19 protein-coding genes are annotated in these 19,352 nt (G+C 63.6%); 7 read left to right on the top strand and 12 right to left on the bottom strand.

The annotated features are described in order from the left end of the window. The first annotated feature begins 4 nt into the window (after positions 1 to 4). The 3 genes from BKY26_RS02185 to BKY26_RS02175 all read left to right on the top strand — a co-directional run bounded on the left by BKY26_RS02185 (position 5) and on the right by BKY26_RS02175 (position 3,677). Positions 5 to 1,456, top strand: coding sequence for an NAD-dependent succinate-semialdehyde dehydrogenase (locus tag BKY26_RS02185; protein WP_071688762.1), 1,452 nt, complete (start codon positions 5 to 7; stop codon positions 1,454 to 1,456). Next, positions 1,453 to 3,174 (top strand): IlvD/Edd family dehydratase, encoded by a 1,722-nt coding sequence (locus tag BKY26_RS02180; protein ID WP_071688761.1) that lies wholly within the window; start codon positions 1,453 to 1,455, stop codon positions 3,172 to 3,174. Before BKY26_RS02185 ends, BKY26_RS02180 begins: the two co-directional genes overlap by 4 nt. 152 nt (positions 3,175 to 3,326) lie before the next feature. After that, entirely contained in the window at positions 3,327 to 3,677 is a 351-nt protein-coding gene (locus BKY26_RS02175) for a hypothetical protein (RefSeq protein WP_071688760.1), read from the top strand. Here BKY26_RS02175 and BKY26_RS02170 read toward each other — a convergent pair. Next, positions 3,664 to 4,824 (bottom strand): acetoin utilization protein AcuC, encoded by a 1,161-nt coding sequence (locus tag BKY26_RS02170; RefSeq protein WP_071688759.1) that lies wholly within the window; start codon positions 4,822 to 4,824, stop codon positions 3,664 to 3,666. The genes BKY26_RS02175 and BKY26_RS02170 overlap by 14 nt on opposite strands. A 168-nt stretch (positions 4,825 to 4,992) precedes the next feature. On the opposite strand from BKY26_RS02170, the gene BKY26_RS02165 reads away from it, so the two are divergent. From BKY26_RS02165 to BKY26_RS02155, 3 genes are read left to right on the top strand one after another with little or no spacing between them, the layout of a single operon-like run. Then, on the top strand, positions 4,993 to 5,436 hold the full coding sequence (locus BKY26_RS02165) for an NUDIX hydrolase (protein ID WP_227434889.1): 444 nt from the start codon (positions 4,993 to 4,995) through the stop codon (positions 5,434 to 5,436). 59 nt (positions 5,437 to 5,495) lie between these two features. After that, complete coding sequence (locus BKY26_RS02160; protein WP_071688757.1) at positions 5,496 to 5,930, top strand: DUF1178 family protein; 435 nt, start codon at positions 5,496 to 5,498, stop codon at positions 5,928 to 5,930. A 1-nt stretch (position 5,931) separates the two neighbouring features. Next, complete coding sequence (locus tag BKY26_RS02155; RefSeq protein ID WP_071688756.1) at positions 5,932 to 6,588, top strand: SDR family oxidoreductase; 657 nt, start codon at positions 5,932 to 5,934, stop codon at positions 6,586 to 6,588. Here the strand turns inward: BKY26_RS02155 and BKY26_RS20570 are convergent. Beyond that, the gene (locus BKY26_RS20570; protein WP_227434888.1) at positions 6,582 to 8,999 is read right to left on the bottom strand and encodes a glycosyltransferase family 2 protein; all 2,418 of its coding nucleotides are present in this window, start codon (positions 8,997 to 8,999) and stop codon (positions 6,582 to 6,584) included. The two genes, BKY26_RS02155 and BKY26_RS20570, sit on opposite strands and share 7 nt — an antisense overlap. A gap of 355 nt (positions 9,000 to 9,354) precedes the next feature. Between BKY26_RS20570 and BKY26_RS02140 the strand changes: the two genes are divergently transcribed. Then, a complete protein-coding gene (locus BKY26_RS02140; RefSeq protein WP_071688755.1) occupies positions 9,355 to 9,726 on the top strand; it encodes a hypothetical protein in 372 nt (123 codons plus the stop codon). A 164-nt stretch (positions 9,727 to 9,890) separates the two neighbouring features. Here BKY26_RS02140 and BKY26_RS02135 read toward each other — a convergent pair whose 3' ends face one another. From BKY26_RS02135 to BKY26_RS02090, 10 genes are all read right to left on the bottom strand, one after another. Further along, on the bottom strand, positions 9,891 to 10,799 hold the full coding sequence (locus BKY26_RS02135) for a DUF2927 domain-containing protein (protein WP_071688754.1): 909 nt from the start codon (positions 10,797 to 10,799) through the stop codon (positions 9,891 to 9,893). A gap of 260 nt (positions 10,800 to 11,059) precedes the next feature. Then, positions 11,060 to 12,805 carry an ABC transporter ATP-binding protein gene (locus tag BKY26_RS02130; RefSeq protein WP_071688753.1) on the bottom strand — a complete coding sequence of 582 codons (1,746 nt, stop codon included), beginning with the start codon at positions 12,803 to 12,805 and terminating at the stop codon, positions 11,060 to 11,062. After that, the gene (locus tag BKY26_RS02125; protein ID WP_083431279.1) at positions 12,798 to 13,532 is read right to left on the bottom strand and encodes a fused DSP-PTPase phosphatase/NAD kinase-like protein; all 735 of its coding nucleotides are present in this window, start codon (positions 13,530 to 13,532) and stop codon (positions 12,798 to 12,800) included. Before BKY26_RS02125 ends, BKY26_RS02130 begins: the two co-directional genes overlap by 8 nt. Positions 13,533 to 13,602: 70 nt before the next feature. Beyond that, complete coding sequence (locus tag BKY26_RS02120) at positions 13,603 to 14,535, bottom strand: AEC family transporter (RefSeq protein WP_071688752.1); 933 nt, start codon at positions 14,533 to 14,535, stop codon at positions 13,603 to 13,605. Then, complete coding sequence (locus BKY26_RS02115) at positions 14,536 to 15,333, bottom strand: MBL fold metallo-hydrolase (protein WP_071688751.1); 798 nt, start codon at positions 15,331 to 15,333, stop codon at positions 14,536 to 14,538. Beyond that, positions 15,333 to 16,139, bottom strand: coding sequence for a TatD family hydrolase (locus BKY26_RS02110; protein ID WP_071688750.1), 807 nt, complete (start codon positions 16,137 to 16,139; stop codon positions 15,333 to 15,335). The genes BKY26_RS02115 and BKY26_RS02110 overlap by 1 nt, the downstream gene beginning before the upstream one ends. 34 nt (positions 16,140 to 16,173) lie before the next feature. After that, a complete protein-coding gene (locus BKY26_RS02105; protein ID WP_071688749.1) occupies positions 16,174 to 17,310 on the bottom strand; it encodes a DNA polymerase III subunit delta' in 1,137 nt (378 codons plus the stop codon). After that, complete coding sequence (tmk, locus tag BKY26_RS02100; protein ID WP_071688748.1) at positions 17,307 to 17,918, bottom strand: dTMP kinase; 612 nt, start codon at positions 17,916 to 17,918, stop codon at positions 17,307 to 17,309. The genes BKY26_RS02105 and tmk overlap by 4 nt, the downstream gene beginning before the upstream one ends. Continuing rightward, positions 17,918 to 19,084 carry a D-alanyl-D-alanine carboxypeptidase family protein gene (locus BKY26_RS02095; protein ID WP_071688747.1) on the bottom strand — a complete coding sequence of 389 codons (1,167 nt, stop codon included), beginning with the start codon at positions 19,082 to 19,084 and terminating at the stop codon, positions 17,918 to 17,920. Before BKY26_RS02095 ends, tmk begins: the two co-directional genes overlap by 1 nt. A gap of 18 nt (positions 19,085 to 19,102) precedes the next feature. Beyond that, positions 19,103 to 19,352: SPOR domain-containing protein (locus tag BKY26_RS02090; RefSeq protein ID WP_131541746.1), on the bottom strand; the 250-nt coding region annotated here is incomplete at its 5' end.

Below are 19,352 nucleotides of genomic sequence, written 5' to 3'. Positions count from 1 at the left end.
CACCATGTATCAAGATCTCGACCTCTATATCAAAGGGGAATGGCGCCCTGCGTCGGATGGCCAGACCAAACCGGTTACAGACCCCGCGACCGAGGACGCGCTTGGCACCATCGCCATGGCGACCGAGGCCGATGTGAACGCGGCGCTGGAGTCCGCGCGCGAGGGCTTCACCGTCTGGAAACGCACCGGAACGTGGGACCGCGCTGCCAAGATCCGCCGCGCGGCGGACCTGATCCGCGAGCGGGCGGATCAGATCGGCACGCTCATGTCGCTGGAAACCGGCAAGCCCAAGGCCGAGGCGCTTGGCGAAACCGGCGCGGCGGCGGATCAATTCGAGTGGTATTCCGAGGAAACCAAGCGTCTCTACGGCCAGATCATCGAGGCACGCACGCCCGACAGCCGCATGTCGGTGATCTACCAGCCCGTGGGCGTGGTTGCGGCCTTTTCCGCGTGGAACTTCCCCGCGCTTCTGCCCGCGCGCAAGATCGCGGCGGCGCTTGGGGCGGGCTGTTCGATCATCATCAAGCCTGCGGGTGAAACGCCTGCCTCTTGTGCCGCGCTGGTGCAGGCCTGCCATGATGCGGGCATTCCGCCGGGGGTGGTCAATTTCGTCACCGGTAATTCCGGTGCCATTGCGGAACAACTGATCCGGTCGCCTATCGTCAAGAAGGTCTCGGTCACCGGGTCGGTGCCTGTCGGCAAGCAGATCCTCGCACTTGCCGCTGAAGGGGTGAAGAAGGTCTCGATGGAGCTTGGCGGGCATGGTCCCGTCGTGGTCTTCAAGGATTTCGATCCCGTAAAGGCCGCCGAGGTCTGCGCGCCCACCAAGTTCCGCAATTGCGGGCAGGTCTGCATTTCGCCGACCCGCTTCTACGTGCACGAATCCCGCTATGAGGACTTCGCGGGCCGCTTCGCGGAAATCGCCAAGGGGCTGAAGATCGGCAACGGGCTGGAAGAGGGCGTTCAGGTCGGTCCGATGGCCAACCGTCGCGGGGTGGAGACCATCCGCAAGATGACCGAGGACGCCGTGTCGAAAGGCGCCGATCTGTTGGCCGGTGGCCGCGTGCCCGATGGCCGCAACCAGGGCTATTTCTTTGAGCCCACGGTTCTGGGCCGGGTGCCCGACGATGCCCTTGTCATGACCGAGGAACCCTTCGGCCCCATCGCGCCGATCACCACCTTCACCGATTACGACGAGGTGATGGAGCGCGCCAATGCGCTGCCCTTCGGGCTGGCGGGCTATGTGTTCACCAACGATCTCGGCCTTGCCACGCGCGCCTCAGAGGATCTGGAGCTTGGCATGGTCGGCGTGAACGAAATGCTGCTGGCCACCGCAGAGGCCCCGTTCGGCGGCATCAAGGAAAGCGGCATGGGGCGCGAGGGCGGGTCGCTTGGCGTCCATGACTACCTGAACCCCAAATACATCAAGACCAAGCTGCCGGAGTTGGGCGCATGAGCGACAAGAAGGACCAGGGCTTCGCCCGCGGGCTGACCAATTATGGCGACCGGGATTTCTCGGTCTACCTGCGCAACTCCTTTGCCGCCTCCATGGGCTATTCCAAGGAGGTGCTGAAGAAGCCCATCGTCGGCATCGCCAACAGCTTTTCCGGCTTCAACAACTGCCACCGCCATTTCCCCGAACTGGTGGAGGCGGTGAAGCGGGGCGTTCTTCTGGGTGGCGGTCTGCCGATCGAGTTTCCGACGATCTCCCTGGGCGAGGTCTACCTCAACCCCACCAGCCTCAAGTTCCGCAACCTCATGTCCATGGACACAGAAGAGATGATCCGCGCGCAACCGATGGATGCGGTGGTTCTGCTTGGCGGCTGCGACAAGACGGTGCCTGCGCAGCTGATGGGCGCGGCCTCGGCCGATCTGCCTGCCGTGCAACTGGTGGCCGGGCCGATGATGACCTCGCGCTATCAGGAAGAGCGGCTTGGCGCCTGCACCGATTGCCGCCGCTTCTGGGGCAAGTTCCGCGCGGGCGAGATCAACAAGACCCAGATCGACGATATCGAGGGGCGGCTGGCCACGACCTCGGGCACCTGCGCGGTGATGGGCACGGCCTCGACCATGGCCTGTATCGCCGAAACGCTCGGCATGTCGCTGCCCGGCACCGCAGCGATCCCGGCGGTCCATGCCGACCGGTTGCGCGCGGCAGAAGCCTCGGGCCTTGCGGCGGCGCGGATGATCGACCACCCGATCCGCCCAAGCGAGGTGATCACGGAAAAATCGGTCGAAAACGCGATGCGGATGCTTCTGGCCGTGGGCGGGTCAACAAATGCCATTGTCCACCTGACGGCGGTCGCCGGGCGGCTTGGCATCAAGATCTCGCTCGACCGCCTGAACGAGCTGTCGGACACCACGCCGGTTCTGGTCAATCTCAAGCCGGTGGGTCAGCACTACATGGAGGATTTCTTCTTTGCAGGCGGGGCAGGCGCCGTGCTGCGCGAGTTGAAACCGCTTTTGCATCTCGACACGCTGACGGTTGCGGGCACCACGCTTGGCGACCGGCTGGAGGAAGACCCCGGCTATGTCGACCATCGCATCATCGCCAAGGCCGAAGCACCGCTGGAACCCCAAGGCGGGCTTGTCGCGCTGTTCGGCAATCTCGCGCCCAGGGGCGCGATTCTGAAACGCTCCGCCGCCGATCCGACGCTTTTCGAGAAGGAAGGCCGCGCGGTCGTCTTCTCCTCGCTTGAAGATCTGGCGAACCGGGTGGATGACCCCGATCTCGACATCACCGAGGACGATTTCATGGTGTTGCAGAATGCCGGACCCAAAAGCGCCTCCGGCATGCCCGAGGCAGGCTACCTGCCGATCCCGAAAAAGCTGAGCGCCAAGGGCGTCAAGGACATGGTCCGCATCTCGGATGCGCGCATGTCGGGCACGGCGTTTGGCACCATCGTGCTGCATGTCGCGCCCGAGGCGTCCGTGGGCGGGCCGCTGGCGCTGGTGCGCGATGGCGACCGGATCCGCCTGTCGGTGGCCAACAAATCCATCGAGTTGCTGGTGGACGAGGACGAGCTTGCCCGCCGCCGTGCAGACTGGCAGCCGGTCAATGTCCCGCCCGAGAAACGGCGCGGCTATGACCGGCTCTATGCGGAAACCGTGCTTCAGGCCGATGCGGGATGCGATTTCGACTTCCTGCAACCGTTGGACGAAACAGGCGGCTGAGCGCCTGAACAGCATCGAACAACGTGCCCCAAGGCGGTGATCCTTGGGGGCGTTCTTTCCGTGGGGCAAGGATGGGGGATTGCCCCCATGCCCTCTGCTTGCAGGTTTGACTAGGCTCGGGTCAGACACAATGACTGATCCCGGAGCTCCTGATGATGACCCGCCTTCTTGCCGCTGCCCTGACCGCCTTGACCCTTTCGACTGCCGCCGCCCATGCCGAATGTCGGGTGATAGAATTCGCCCCCGGCACGAATTCCGCGCAGGTGCACGCAACCTCCTATCACGCGCTGACCGAGTGTTTCTTCCTTCGCGTGCGGCCCGGTCAGGTCGCGCATGTGCGCATCATCGGCGGAACGGATACCACCTTTGATACGCCCGAAACCGGCCCCGACCAGATCGACACGTCCTTCCTGCTGCAGTCCAATTGGCTGGAGGTCTATATCAGCAAGGGGTCCGCATACCCGGACCGGGAAAACGTGATCGTGGCGTTCACCATCGACTGAGCCGCTTGATCAGTCGCCCCAGATCGTGGCGAAGCTGGCTCAGGATCGGCCCGCCACGAGGCGCATCGCGCAGTGTGGTAAACCAGTGGTCCGGTGGGTTCTTCCCGCGCCGGGCCTTGTCCCATCTCAACGCGCGCAGAACCGCCTCAGCCTCTGGCGGCAGGCGGTCGGGGATCTCAAGACCGTTCAAAGTGGCCCAGACCCCGGTCCAGAGGCGGCCTACGGACCACGGGTTGTAGCCACCCCCGCCCAGGACCAGCAGGCGCGGAGCGTTCAGGTCCATGATTGCCCGGACCACGGCCCAGTGGGCGTTATTGGATAGTGTCAGGCGCGACAACGGGTCTTCCTCGACCGCGTCCGCGCCGCATTGCAGGACGATGGCGTCAGGGCGGAAGGCGTGCAGCGCGGGCAGGATCAGGCTGTCGCGGATCAGGGCCATTTCGCTATCATTCAGCCCGCGCGGCACCGGCAGGTTGAAGCAGTTGCCACCACCGTCGTCCGAGAGTGCCCCGGTGAAGGGCCAGCGGCGGTCCTCGTGCACCGAGATCAGCAGCGTGTCGGGATCGCCGGCAAAGCCATGTTCGACCCCGTCGCAGTGATGGGCGTCGATATCGACATAGGCGATGCGCTGCGCACCTGCGCGTCGCAGGGACAGCATCGCTAGAACCGGGTCGTTGAGATAGCAGAACCCGTTCGCCCGGTCGGGCAGGGCGTGGTGGGTGCCGCCGCCGGGATGGTAGATGACACCGCCACCGGCCAGCAGCTCGCCTGCCAGCAGGGATGCCCCTGCGGCGGTGGCGGGGCGGCGGAACATTTCGCCATAGACCGGGTTCGACACAGTGCCGATCCCATGGCGCTCGCGGGTCTCCGGGCTGACCTCTTGCCGTGCCTCGGCTTCTTGCAGGGCAGTCAGATAGTCGGATGTATGCCAGATCGTCAGCGCGGCGGGCTTGGCACGAGGGCTGTTTCGGTATTGGTCGGGTGGCAGCCAGCCCAAGGCGCGCGACAGGTCCATGACGGTCGACACGCGCGGCACACGCAGCGGATGATGCGCACCGTAAGAGGAATGCCGGTATATCTCGGAGCCGAAGAAAAGCGGCCAGGTTTCCCCGTCGGACGGGCCTTGCGGGGGATTGGTATCGGTCATGCGTGATTTTCCGGCCATTGTCCGAAAAGACTTCGCGCCCAATGGCCGCAATTCAAGCCCTTCTGTTTGCGATCCCGGAATTTCCGCTTAGATTGATGGCTGAGCAGCACCGTCACAACAAGAGGCACCCAAGCGCAGATGGGAAGCTTTCGAACATATCAAGCGCCCATGCGACTGGACGGCGCGGGAAAGCGCGAGCCGCGCATGCAGTTCGCCGCGCTTCCGTTCCGGCGCAGGAAGTCCGAGGTTGAAATCCTGCTGATGACCAGCCGCGATACCGGGCGCTGGATCATTCCCAAGGGCTGGCCGATGGATGGCAAGACCCCGGCCGAGGCTGCCGCACAGGAAGCGTGGGAGGAAGGCGGGTTGCGCGGGGTGATCAGTGAAACCTGCGCGGGGTTTTATTCCTACACCAAGTCGCTGCCGGACGATGGCCGGACCCCTTGCATCGTTGCCGTGTTTCCGCTGGAAGTGCGCAAGCTGGAGCGAGAGTTTCCCGAGGAAGGCATCCGCAAGCTGAAATGGTTTTCCCAACGCAAGGCCGCGGCCCGCGTCGATGAACCGGAATTGAAGAAAATCATTCGCAATTTCACTCCGGGAAAGTACTTGTGACGCCTCTGTGACGTTGCAGGGCTTGATTCTGCACCCGCGAAGATTACTGTTTCGAGATCATGATCCGCTATACGCTTAAATGCGCCGATGGCCACAGCTTTGACAGCTGGTTCAAATCCGCCGAAGCCTTCGAGGCGCTCGAAGGGCGCGGCATGCTGTCGTGTTCCGTCTGTGGCGGCGGCGCTGTGCAAAAGGCCATGATGGCGCCGGGCGTGGCGAAATCCGCCCCGCAGCGCGAGGGCACAGCACCGGTCAAGCTGTCTCAGCCGGACAACCCGATGGAAGAGGCTCTCAAGGCATTGCGCAAACATGTGGAGGAGAACTCCACCTATGTGGGCGGCAACTTTGCCAGCGAGGCGCGCAAGATCCATCTGGGCGAGGCCCCCGACCGGCTGATCCACGGCGAAGCCAAGCCGGAAGAGGCCAAGGCGCTGATCGAGGATGGCATTCCCGTCGCGCCCTTGCCGATCATCCCAAAGAGCCGGAGCACCTGACATGCGCGCAGTCGTGACCGGGGCGTCCCGTGGCATCGGATTGGAACTGGTCAGGGCACTGTCGGCGCGCGGCGATGAGGTTATGGGCACCTGCCGCGATGGTCAGACCCATGACGTCGGGGCGTGGCACGCACTGGATGTGACCGATCCGGGCGCGGTCGCGGCGTTGTCAGACGCGCATCCTGCCCCGGTCGATCTTTTGGTGTGCAACGCGGGCGTGTATCTGGACAAGCTGCACCAGATTGATGATGGCTTTCCGCCAGAGCTTTGGGCCGAGACCTTTGCCGTCAACGTGACCGGCGTGTTCCTGACGGTTCAGGCGTTGTTGCCGCAACTGCGCGCCGCGCCGGGCGCGAAGATCGCCATCATCGGGTCACAGATGGGCAGCGATACGCGCGCGCCGGGCGGGTCGTTCATTTACAGGGCGTCCAAGGCGGCGGCGCTGAACCTTGGGCGCAACCTGGCGGCGGAACTGCTGCCCGAGGGGATTGCCGTGGGCATCTATCATCCCGGTTGGGTTCAGACGGACATGGGCGGCACCGCGGCTGACATCACGGTGGCGGAGTCCGCAGCGGGGCTGTTGGCGCGCTTTGACGGCTTGTCTCTGGCCTCGACCGGCTGTTTCCTGACATGGGACGGGCGCGAGCACCCTTACTGAGCGGCCATCTCTGCCGGGCTGTCGCCTTCGACAAATTCGCGCAGTTCCGGGTCTTCCAGCTGCATTTCGATGGTGCGAAGCGCGCTGTCCAGCGTGGCGCGGTGCAATGCGGCCAGATCGCCATCCTGCAACATCTCGTCCATCCGTCCCTGCAGGTCGCCTGACCGGATCGACGCATCTTCACAGGAATTGAGATCGAACTTGTCCCAGTAGCCCAGGTCGATCCGGCTTTTGTCCTTGGAATTGGCGGTGCCGCGCAGGCGTTTGAGCAGAAATTCCTCGCGGCTCTTGATCGCGTAGTGGTTCATCTGCGCGAAATCATAGGCCACGATCTCTTTGTTGGACCGCCAGCCGCCACGCAGGTATTTCTCGCCCATGGGCTCGCCGCGGGCATTGACCCAGGTCACCTGGTCGGAGTGGATCTCGACCTTCTTTTCAAAGCGCGGGCGGTGAACGCCGAAATAGTCGAAACTGGCCGGGCGGAAGAGCGTCTTGAACCCCCAGACCAGCCCGCTTTCGGGGTCTTCGATGCGACAGGCGCGGGTGAACCGCTGAGTGACCGGTTCGGGCATCATGTGCCGCTGGCCGCCAGAGCCGAAGAGCCGCCAGTTGATTGACACGGCCTCGGTATAGTCCGGGCAGGCGTCGAGCAGCGCGTCAACGGTGCCATCGCCCACATGGACGTTCAGGAACTCATCCGCATCGGCAATCAGCACCCAGGACGCATCGCGCACCACATCCATCTGGTTGGCGCGAGAATAGGCCCGGCGCTGCGGGTCCATGCGGGGGCCGAGCGGGTTGTCGTAATGATGCACGATCCCCATTGCATCGAGCCTGTTCAGCAGCAGGTTGGTGCCATCGGTGCAGTCGTTGGAAAACAGAACGAAATCGTCAAAGCCCAGGTTGCGGTAATGGGCGATCCATTCCAGCAGATAGGGGCCTTCATTCTTCATGGTGGACAGCACCACCTTACGCCCGTTGCCGGGGAAAGGTTGCGACAGTTTGGGGCGGATAGCGGGGGCGGCGGGTTTGTCGTCTGGCATAGCAACAGGTTCCGGTTCGGATATAGCAGCCCCAGTTTCGTCGATCACATCTCCGGTCTTGCGGGCTTTCTGGATCAGCGCGATCAGCCGGGCGCGGGTTTCCGGGGCCAGGTTGGCGGCGGGGGGCTGTTCGGGTTCGGGTTGCTTGTCCTGCCTTTCACCGGTTTCGAGATCGACCCCGGTCATCTTGGCAAGCTCTTCCGCATCGGTGGCATCCTGCCGCTTTTCGGCATTCCGGATCCCGGTCGACCGCGCGATCATCTTGGCGATGGTCTTGTTGGGCACGCCATCGGCCTGCATCTTGCGCACAAGTTCCTGGGTGTCTTTCGGCAGATGCTGGGTGAACAGCACCTCGTCGAGCTGGTCAATCCGCACGGCGCCAGCTTCCCTCAGGCTTTCAACCCATTCGTCATACTCGCCGGTATGGCGTAGTTGATCGACACGGGCGGCGTGATAGGCCAGCGCCTTGTCCTGCAACTCGGCCAGTTTGGCGTCTTTCAGCATCTCTGCCATCAACGCCTTGACCTTGGGGGCGTGGCGCGCGGCGCTGACATTGGGTTCCTGCTCGTTCCGGTCGAAGATCGAGAAATAGGAGGCGTTATACTTGTCCTCCTTGTTGTTCACGTTGCCGCGCAGGCGGCGCAGCAGGTAGGCCTCATAGCTTTTGACCGCGTAGTGGTTCAGCTCGACGAAATCGTAGGACAGCGTCGGCCCGGTCGACCGCCAGCCGCTTTTCTTGAAGCTTTCGGTCATCGGCTTGCCGCCGCCATTCATCCATTTGAGCGCCAGCAGCTTCTCGACCTGCCCTTCCTTCGAGGCCTTGTGCTTGATCGAGGGACGGTGGATGCCGAATTTCATGTCGGGGAAGGGCCGCACCATCGACTTGACGCCCCATCCCTTGCGGAACCGGTCGGGCGCGCCGTGGGTATAGCTTTCGGTCACCAGACCGGGCCGCCAGTCCAGGATGTTGTTGGAGCCATAAAAGCGCCAGGTGATCATGATGCCTTCGGTGCCATCGGGCATGGCATCGACCAGTTCCTGAACGGTGCCGTCACCCAGTTTGATGTTGACGAATTCATCGGCATCCATCGTCAGAACCCAGTCTGACTCGCAGATCTCCGGGTTCTTGCCCGCCAGCCAAAGCGCGTGGGGCTGTGGTTTCTTGCCCTTCGGCACCTCGTTGCGGAAATGCTGGCAATAGCCCATCTCCTGCAACCGGATCAGCATGTCGTCGGTGCCGTCCTGGCAGTTGTTGGTGTAGACGCAGATGTTATCGAAGCCGATCAGGTGGTGATAGGCCACCCACTCCAGCAGGCAGTGACCTTCGTCCTTCATCATCGACAGGATCGTAAACCTGTGCTTCGGCATGAACTGCCCCCTGGGCGCGTGCCCGTTACTCGTATCCTCGTGCCGGTCCGTCTGGCGGGACCGGTCATTCGCGTTGTTGAGGATTAAAGCGCATATCGAGTGGAAATGCGAGGGGCAGCATGCGGTCGGTTCCAATTGGAACCATTTTTCCTGTCGCAAGAGGTGGGATGATCAATCTATCGTGATGAGCTAAAACTTTCCGTCGCGAAAAGTTGTGTGCGTAAATGCGCAGAACTCTCTGCCAGTTTCGCCGTTTTGGTCGGCTGAAACCGGGCCTATCTGCTTCCTCACAAGGCGGGTCGCACCGCCGCCACAACACCGCAAACAGACATATGACACTCGAAAGGAAAGACCCATGAAAACCCTCGCAATCACCGCTTCGCTCGTTGCCGCCCTGTCCGCACCGGCCTTCGCAAACGATACCCTTGCCGCTTCTGTCGGTGTGGAAGCAGGCCAGTATTCCTTGGCTGAACTGATCCAGCTGCGCGACGCATTGGAAGGCGATGACCGGGCCGCAGCAGCCTTCATTCTGAATGGAACTGCAAACCCCGTCGACGGATCGGTCGCCTATGAGGCCCGCCTGCGTCAGGCCGAGGAAGACGGCGACTTCGCCATCGCATCGTACCTGCGTAACAGCGGCTCGGAAGTGATCTCGACCCAGAGCTTTGCCATGAACGATACCGCCGCCCGCATCTTCGCGGAACTGGCTGCCGCCGACGACAACTAAGACCATGGCGGGCCGGATCGGCCTGCCCTGACCGCCCCATCCCTGACCGTCCCCCTGTTCCTGATCCGACCCTCCCCAAGCGGATCACCCATGGATGCGGTGCGGTGAACCGGTCCCGACGCGAAAGCGCCGGGGCCGGTTTGCGTTTCGAAGCCGGACCCGGATCAGCCTGTGGACAACACCGTGCGCGCCAAAGCCTCGACATAGTCATCGACCGTTCCGGCAGACATGCCGCAGCGCAGGCTGTCATGGTAGAGCATGCGAAGCAGCAGCTCGTCATGGCGGGTCAGTACGCCGAATTCCTCGTCATCATTGAAGATAGATGGCCACGCCTCGGGGCTGTCATTGGCAAGCCCCATACCTTGGGCCAGCTCCTCTTCAATACAGGACCGGCGCATCAAAGGCGGGTGTTCGGCGCGCACGATGGCGATGGCCTGCTGATAGCCATCGGCGGGATTGGCGCCGGGGATGGCCACGACCATGCAGAACGTATTGGGCCGCATCCGCAGGATCGCCCCCTGCGCTGCGCGGCTGAGCCCCGGTGCGATCTGCTGCAGGACCGAGCGGGCATTGGCGCGTTCCTCGTCATTGAGGATCAACACGTGAAAATTGGGGTTGGACCCAACAACGCGGATCGGGTGCCCGCTGGCCCGTTGCAGCCGTTGCGCCACGCTTTGCACCGTGGACAGGTCGCGCTGCTGTTGCGGTCCGCTTACGGACGGGCCGAAATGCACACCCAGGCGAATGGGCTGTTCCCACCGGCGCAGGGCCGATGCGCCCCCACCCTGAGCCATGCCGCCACCGCGAAGGGAATATTCCGACCGCATCGCAATCGCCATGAAGTTGCGCGCCAGGGTCTCTGCATCAATGCCGACGATCCGTCGTTCCTGCCGCAAGCGCCCCTGTGACACGAGCTGATGTTCCAGTTGCTGGTAGTAACTGGCCAGTTGGATGACTGATTGGTGCTGTGCCGATGCGCCCGTCGCCCCAAGGGCGCAGACCGCGCAAGCGGCGAGGCAAAGGATCAGTCGGGCAAGCGCGCCACATGCGGGCGTGTTGCGGGTAAAGATCATGTCTGTCTCCGGCACAGGTGTCGGGATCGGCACCGGCGAGCGATCCGGGCCTTTGAAAATCAGTGTTCTGGGGTGCTTTCAGACTGTCAACCGCTGAGCGGAAATTGTGAACGCACGGAAAAGCGGCCTGTCCGCTCGCAGCAATGCTAAACCGTTGGTGGAAATCGAGAAAAAGGATGATATCGGCGCAAACCGGTTTTCATCACTTTTTGGGGTTTCGCCGGAGAAACGTAGGCGGGAAAGAATCGGCGGGGTGCGGGTTATAGCGACGTCGTCACCCCGGCGCTTTGCAACTGGTGCAGACGCGCATAGGCCCCGCCCGCCTGCATCAACGCTTCATGAGTGCCCTGTTCCACAACCCGGCCCTTGTCCATCACGACGATCAGGTCGGCGTCACGGATGGTGGATAGGCGATGTGCGATCACCAGCGTTGTGCGCCCCTTGGACAGGCGTGAAAGCGCCTCACCCACCAATTTCTCGGATTGCGCATCCAGCGCCGAGGTCGGTTCATCGAGCAGCAGGATCGGCGCATCGCGCAGCATGGCGCGGGCGATGGTCACGCGCTGGCGCTGTCCGCCGGACAGCCCGGACCCGCGCGGACCGACGGGCGTGTCCAGCCCGAGGGGCAGGGTCTTGGCGAAGTCCAGAACGGACGCAGCGTCGGCAGCGGCGCGCACGTCTTCATCGCTGGCATCGAGCCGCCCGAGACGAATGTTCTGGGCAATGGTTTCGTCGAACAACGCCTCTGCCTGTCCCACGAGCGCGATGGAATCGCGCAGGCGTTCCAGATCAGCATCGGTCGTGGTGGTGCCGCCCAGTGTGATTTGCCCCGATACCGGGTCCACAAGGCGTGACAGCAATGCGAATACGGTGCTCTTCCCCGCGCCCGAAGGCCCGACAAGCGCGGTGGTCTTGCCCTCGGCGGCGGTGAAGCTCAGCCCTTGCAGAACCGGCGTGTCGCCATAGGCGAAATCGACCGCGTCGAACACCACATCGCCGGCGGCCAGCGGTTTGGGGGCAGCGGGCGTCAGGATGGTCGGGCGCGCCTCTAGCACTTCGTAAAGCCGGTCGAGCGAGGCCATGGCGGCCTGCACATTTCCGGCCAGAGCGGACAGCCGCCGCAGCGGATCGAAGACCAGCGCCAGCGCGGTAAAGAAGGACATGAACTGCCCCACGGTCTTGTCGCCCGACATGATCTGATGCCCGCCATAGATCAGCACCGCCATGAACCCGATGGCTGCGATAATGTCGATCAGCGCCGGGTTGGCGGCCTTGCCCCGTTCCGCCCGCAACTGCGCGGCAAGGAAGCCGTTCACTTCGCGATCAAAGCGGTTGGCTTCGTGGCGTTCCAGCCGGTTGACCTTGATGGATACGATGCCATGAAAGATCTCATCAAGTTGCGTCGAGAGGCGCGAGGCGGCTTCGCGGGCGGCGCGGGTGGTCTTTCGGATCAGCTTTTGCAGGAAGGTTAGCGGGAAGATCAGCAAGGGCACGCCCGCAAGCGCCAGAAGCGCCCATTGCCAGTCCGACCAGATCATGACGGCCAGCAGCGAAATGACCGAAATCGTGTCACGCCCGAGCGTCATCAGCGTGGCGCTGGCCAGTCCTTGCAGCGCCAGCGTGTCGCCGCGCACCCGTTCAATCAGCGCGCCCGGCGCGTTGTCCTGAAAGTACCGCGCGTCCAGTCCCAGCAGATGTGCCAGCAGCCGCGATTGCAGATTGGTGGTCACGCGCAGGCCGACCGTGACGATCAGCACCCGTTGCCCGAAGCCTGAAATTGCGCGCAGGATGAAAACGCCCGAGATCGCCATGGCGACCCAGGTGACCGCACCGGCGTCGCCCGCGACGAAGACCTCGTCGAACAGTGGCTGGATCAGGTAAGATATCGCGCCAAGCGATCCGCCTTCGATCACCATTAGCAGGAAGGCCACGACCAGCAGCGGCCAGAACTGCACCACGTGGTCCCGCCAAAGGCGGATCAGAAGGTTTGTCTTGGGCTCATTCACGGCGCAATACCCAGTCCAGCAATTGGTTTCCGCCTCGGGTCTCGGTGAATCGAGCGGTCAGCGTTTCGGGATCATAGACCGTGTCGACCCAGTCCAGAAAGCCGATGCCCGTCTTGCGGCGGGCATCCGCGTAGGCGGCAACAAACGCATCCAGAATGCCCGTTCGGGTGAACCGGAAATGTGCGTGTTTCCAAGACAGCTGCTGCGCGGCGTCGTCTGGCCCGGTTCCGTTGGACAGAAGATAAAGCACAGAGGCCAACCCGGCCCGATCGGCCCCCGATTTGCAGTGCATCAGCATCGGCTGTTCGGCTGTCTGCATCAGCGCCAGCGCTGTGTGGATCTCCTCTCGGGTCGGGGCGGTGTTGGAACTGAGCCGACCGTTCAGCAGGGTGATGCCATGGCGGGCACAGGCTTCGACCTCCAGCAGATAGCTGCCCCAGTGGTTGACGCCGCGAAAGTTCAGGATCGTGCGGATGCCCATATCCGCGAGCACGGCCACCCGTTCAGGCGAGGGCTGGTTCGATCGCCAGACGCCCGGCGCGATTTCACGGGCATTCGTCCAGAACCGCCGGACGAAACCATGATCCAGCACATTCATGTCATAGCGCGCGGCCGCGCGCGCCCCGGGGGCATCCAGATCCGCCGACCAACCTGAACGCCAACGGGCCAGCGCTGCTCGGCGGCGGGCGCGGCGATTGCGCAGGGCTGTCTTGAGGGCGGGGATCACGGGGGCAGGTGCCTCGGGCTGTTTCAGGTAGAGGGCTGATTACGCTGGACAGAGCCGTTTCACAAGCGCGTCACGGCAACAGCAACAGCCAGCCGGAGGCCGTCAGCACCGTGGCCGCAGTGCCGATCAGCACGGCAGAGGCCGCGACCCGCCGCGCCGCGCCATACATATTGGCGAAGAGATAGGCGTTGACGCCCGGGGCCATGGACGCGGTCAGGACCGCGCTGCGCAGCTGATCGGTGGTCAGATCGGTGACCACCTGCCCCATGCAATAGGCGATGGCGGGGTGAACCAGCAGCGACAGGCCGCAGACAAAGGCAATCACCTTGGCATCGCCCTCGGGCCGGTAGCGATAAAGCACCCCCCCAAGGCCAAAAAGCGCGGCAGGCAGCGCGGCGCGGATCATCAGGTCGAGCGCGTCGCCGACGACTCCGGGCATTTCAAGGCCGCTCAGATTGGCGGCAAAGCCCAGAAGGATGCCGATCATAAGCGCGTTGCTGAACACCGCCTTGCCGACCGTGGTGACCAGCCGCAGCGGGTCCCGGCTGGTGGCCGTGGCGATTTCCATCGTGGTGATGCCGAGCACGTAGCAAAACGGCGCATGGATCGCGACAATCGCATAGTTCGGAACCAGCGCGTCGATGCCGTAAGCCCGTTCGGTGATGGGCAGGCCCAGAAGCACCGAATTTGCAAAGAGCGCCACGAAGCCGATTGCGATACTGTCTGCCATGCTGCGCCCGAACACAAAGCGCGCGCCAAGAATGCCCAGGACAAAGACGGTCGTGGACCCCGTGTAGTAGGACAGCAGCAGCCGCCAGTCGAAGCCTTGTCCAAGGTCCAGCGTCGAGATCGCGGTAAAGAGCAGGCAGGGTATCGCGAATTTCTGGGTGAAGACCATCAGCCCATCGACGCCCGCATCGGAAAACAGCCCCCGCCAGACGGCGATATACCCGGCCCCCAGAACAAGAAAGACCGGCAGCACAATGTCGAGAAGGGCGGTCATTCAGACCTCGTATCGGATCACCAGCCCGTCATGGGCGGGGGTGATATGATCGGGCGTTTCATTCGCAACGGTTTGGTAGTCGAGATCGATATGCATATTGGTCAGCACCGCGCGGCGGGGGGCAGCGCGCTCGATCCAGCCGAGGGTCTTGTCCAGATGCGCGTGGCTGGGGTGTGGCGTGCGGCGCAGGGCGTCGACGATCCAGCAATCGAGGCCTTGCAGGGCGGGCCAGGTCGCCTCCGGGATATCGGAGACATCGGGCAGATAGGCCAGGTCGCCAATGCGAAACCCCAGACTGTCGATATTGCCATGTTCCACCTCGAACGGGGTCAGGCGGATCGGGCCGCCGGGGCCGTCGATCTCGATCTCGCCGTCGATGGAACAAAGATCGAGGATCGGCGGATAGGCCGAGCCTTCGGGTTGCACGAAGGCATAGCCGAAGCGGCTGAGCAGGTCGTTTTGCGTGGCCCCATCGGCATAGACCCGGATGCGCTGGCGCATGTTGAAGACGATCATGCGCAGGTCGTCGATCCCGTGCACATGGTCGGCATGGCCGTGGGAATAGACGACGCCATGCAGTTCGCCCACACCTGCGTCCAGCAGCTGAGACCGCAGGTCGGGCGAGGTGTCGATCAGAACGCGCGTAATGCCTGCGTCGGTTTCGCGTTCGATCAGCATTGAACAGCGACGGCGGCGGTTTTTCGGGTTCTCCGGGTCGCAATCGCCCCAATGGCCGCCAAGCCGGGGCACCCCGCCGGACGATCCGCAGCCCAGAATGGTAAAGCGCAGCTCGGCCATCAGGCGGCTTGCCTCCAATCCTTGGCCTTCCAGAACAGGCGGTCGAAATTGGCGGTGGTCTGGGCGAAGAACTCCGCTTCGCTCATGCCAAAGGTTTCTGCCGCGCGCTTGGCGGTGTGGAAGGTGTAGGCCGGTTCATTGCGCTTGCCGCGATAGGGCGGGGGGGCGAGGTAGGGCGCGTCGGTTTCCACAAGGATGCGGTCCACCGGCGCGGCCGCGAAGATATCGCGCAGGTCGGAGGAGCGTGGGAAGGCGGTGATCCCCGACATGGACAGGTAGAAGCCAAGCCCAAGCGCCGTTTCTGCCAAAGCGGGCGACGAGGTGAAGCAGTGCATCACGCAGGAAAACGCGCCTGCCGCGTGTTCTTCCGTCAGGATGCGGGCCATGTCGTCATCGGCATCGCGCGAATGGATGATGAGCGGCAGGCCGGTCTGGCGCGCGGCCTCGATATGCAGGCGAAGGCTGACCTGCTGCACCTCTGCGCTCTCAGCGGTGTAGTGGTAATCGAGCCCGGTTTCGCCGATACCCACGAATTTGGGATGTTGCGCCAGCGCCACCAGCTGCTCAACCGTGGCCATGGGTTCATCCGCGGCGCTCATCGGGTGGGTGCCAGCGGCCCAAAACACCGGCGCATGGGCGTCGGCGATGGCCTGTACCTGGGGTACGTTGCGCAGCTTGGTGCAAATCGTCACCATGCGCGTGACGCCCTGATCGACCGCGCGGCTGATCACCTCTGGCAGTTCCTCCGCGAAATCGGGGAAATCGAGGTGGCAATGGCTGTCGACAATATCCGGCAGGTCACTCATCAAGTGTCGTCCTTTGTGCCTTCCCGTGGATGGATCAGAGGGGCAGGCGCTCGGCGGTGCTGCCAATCCGCAGACACATATCAAGGAGAAGCGCGGCAGGGTCAAGGTTGACCGCCTTGCCGCGCCGGGCACGCGAGGTCAGGTCCGCCGACAGGTCAGCCCAGGCCCGGCCTGCCTGCATATTGGGCGCAAGGCGGGTCAGAAGATCGGCCTCGCCCGGCAGGATTTCCTGCGGGGTTTGGCCAGTGGCCCCGGTGCGGGCCAGCCGCGACATCATCCGGTCGATCATGTCGAGCGTCAGGTCAAACCGCGCCTCGGCCCCGCGCGCGCCGCCGCTGTCGGCGAGCTTGGTCGCGCGGCTGCGGTCCATGCGGGGCAGGGTGGCAAACAGCTCCATGATCTCGGCGTAAAGCGTCAGGCCCTCTTGCTGGATCAGCGCCACCGCCTCGCCCGCCGATCCTGCGGCCAGTTCGGCCAGCGCGGTGCTGTCCGCCGCCTCGATCCCGGCCTGCTGCAAGGCGCGGCCCATATCCTCGGGTCCAAGCGTGCCAAGCGTCAGGGTGCGGCAGCGCGACCGGATGGTGGGCAGCAGGCGCGAGGGCTGATGCGAGACCAGCAGCAGCGTAGCGTTCTTCGGTGGCTCTTCCAGCATCTTGAGAAGCGCATTGGCGGCGTTCTGGTTCATCTCCTCGGCGGCATCGACGATGACCACGCGGCGGCCATTGCCCCCGGCGGACAGCCCGAAGAAATCCTTCATCTTGCGGACCTCATCGACCGTGATCATGGTCTTGAGCCGCTTTTTCTCATGATCCCAGGGGCGGCGGATCAGGCACAGCCCCGGCTCCGACAGCGCATGAATGCGATGCGCGACGGGGTTCTCGGGCGAGATATCCAAGCGGTCGGGCGGGGGCGGCGCGCCGAACAGCGCGTCACCGTCATCCATGGGCGTGGCCAGCAGGAAGCGCGCAATGCGCCAAGCCAGTGTCGCTTTGCCGATGCCCTTTGGTCCGGTGATCAGCCATGCATGATGCATCCGCCCGGAGTTGTAGGCCTCCAGGAACGCCTGTTCGGCCTTGTCGTGACCATAAAGGTCATGCGCCTCACGCGGATGCGGGGCCCCTTCGGCGCGGTCGGCTTCGGGCAGGTCATCGGCTTCGCCCAGAGTTTTCATGCCAGCGCCGCCTGAACGGTGGCCAGCACATCGGCCGCCACAACCTCCTGAGGCCGATCGCCGTCGATCACGCGGAAGCGATCGGCAAATTCTTCGGCAAGCGAAAGGAACCCCGCACGCATGCGTTCCTGCAGTTCCAGCCCGAAATCCTCGAACCTCTCCTCGGTTCCGTTGCGGCCCTTGGCGCGGGCCAGTCCCTTGGCCGGGTCCATGTCGATCAGCAGCGTCAGGTCCGGTTCACGCCCGATCATCAGGGAATGCAGCGCATCCACCTGTGCGCGCAGATCGCCCCGCGACAGGCCCTGATACATGCGGGTGCTGTCGGCGAAACGGTCGCAGATCACCACTTTCCCGGCAGCCAGAGCGGGCAGGATCGTGCGTTCCAGATGGTCGCGGCGCGCGGCGGTAAAAAGCAGGATCTCGGTTTCCGCCGACCAGCGGTCCGGGTCGCCTTCCAACACCAGCGCACGGATTTCTTCAGCCCCCGGTGAGCCACCGGGTTCGCGTGTCAGAACCGTGTCGCGGCCCATTGCGCGCAGGGCATCGGACAGCAGTCGCGCCTGAGTGCTCTTGCCCGATCCGTCGATGCCTTCAAGGGAAATGAACATCAGCCGGCCAGAGGATCGCCGCCGCCGAAGACCATCTGCATGACCTGTTCGAAGGCGGTGCGCAGCCGCAGCCTGATCCCGGCGGTGCCCACATCCTGCGTGGCCAGCAATGGCACGCGGCGTTCCTCCATATCGGGCACGCGGATGACCAGCTCCCCCAGTTCCTGGCCCGCCACGATAGGGGCCTGAATGGGGCCGGTATAGATCACCTCTGCCTCCATCTCGCTGTCCAGAAGCGCAGGCAGCAGCATGGTGACGGTTTCGGCGGCGGCCAAGCCAACACTGGCGGCATCGCCAAGGAAAACCTCGGCCTGCGCCACTTCGGTGCCTTCGGTCACAACTTCGCGTTCGGCGAACTGCCGGAAGGCCCAGTTAACGATGCGTTCGCTTTCGCGCGCCCGTGCCTCGGCGCTGCCAAGACCAGAGATCACGAAGGTTACCCGCCGATTACCCTGTACTGCGGAGCCAACCAGCCCATAGCCCGCCTCTTGGGTGTGGCCGGTCTTCAGACCATCCGCACCGATCCCCAGCCCAAGCAGCGGGTTGCGGTTGAAGCGGTTGTCGGGCGCGCGCCCGTCGAACGCGAACTCACGGACATTGAAATAATGGTAATACTGCGGAAACTCGGTGATCAGCCGTTCCGCCAGAATGCCCAGATCGCGGGCGGACATCACGTGGCCCGGCTCTGGCCAGCCATTGGAATTGCGGAAGGTGGAGTTCATCATCCCCAATTGCCGGGCACGCTGCGTCATCAGCTCGGCAAATCCCGCTTCCGTGCCATCCGGCGACAGCGCCTCGGCCAGAACCGCCGTCGCGTCATTGCCCGATAGCACGATGACGCCAAGGATCAGATCCTCGACGCTGACCCGGTCTCGGGTGTTTAGAAACATGGTCGAGCCGCCGTAATCCATTGCGTGCTGGCTGACCGGCAGCATTGTATCAAGCGCTAGCCGCCCGTCCTCCAACGCCTCGAACACCATGTTCAGCGTCATCAGCTTGGACATCGAGGCCGGCGGCAGGGGCACGTCGGCATTGAGATCCAGCAGAACCTGTCCGGTATTGTGGTCGATCACATAGGCGGCATTAGCCTCGGTCTCGAACGCGGCCGCGGGCAGGGCCAATAGCCCGAGAAGGAAGACGATGACGAGGTGAAGCCGGGCGAACATGGGTCCTCTTTGATCAGGTCAGTTGGTGACGAAATAGGCGTCGGTAAAGCCAAGCCCGCGCACGGTTTCGCGCATCCGGTTGCGCTCGGCGCTGGTCTGGGCGGGGCCGATCACGACGCGCCAGAAGGTGCGGCCGCTGCTGGATTGCTCATGCACAATGGGCGAAAGGTCGGCGTCGCGCATCATCTGGGCGGTGCGGTTGGCATTGGCCTCGACGCTGAAAATGCCGATCTGGATATAGGGCCGGTCCAGGCTGCTGGTCTGCGGG

This window comes from Nioella sediminis, assembly GCF_001879695.1.
Lineage (GTDB): Bacteria > Pseudomonadota > Alphaproteobacteria > Rhodobacterales > Rhodobacteraceae > Nioella > Nioella sediminis.
Note: the sequence above shows the minus strand (reverse complement) of the source record. Positions and strands in the feature narration are given on the sequence as shown.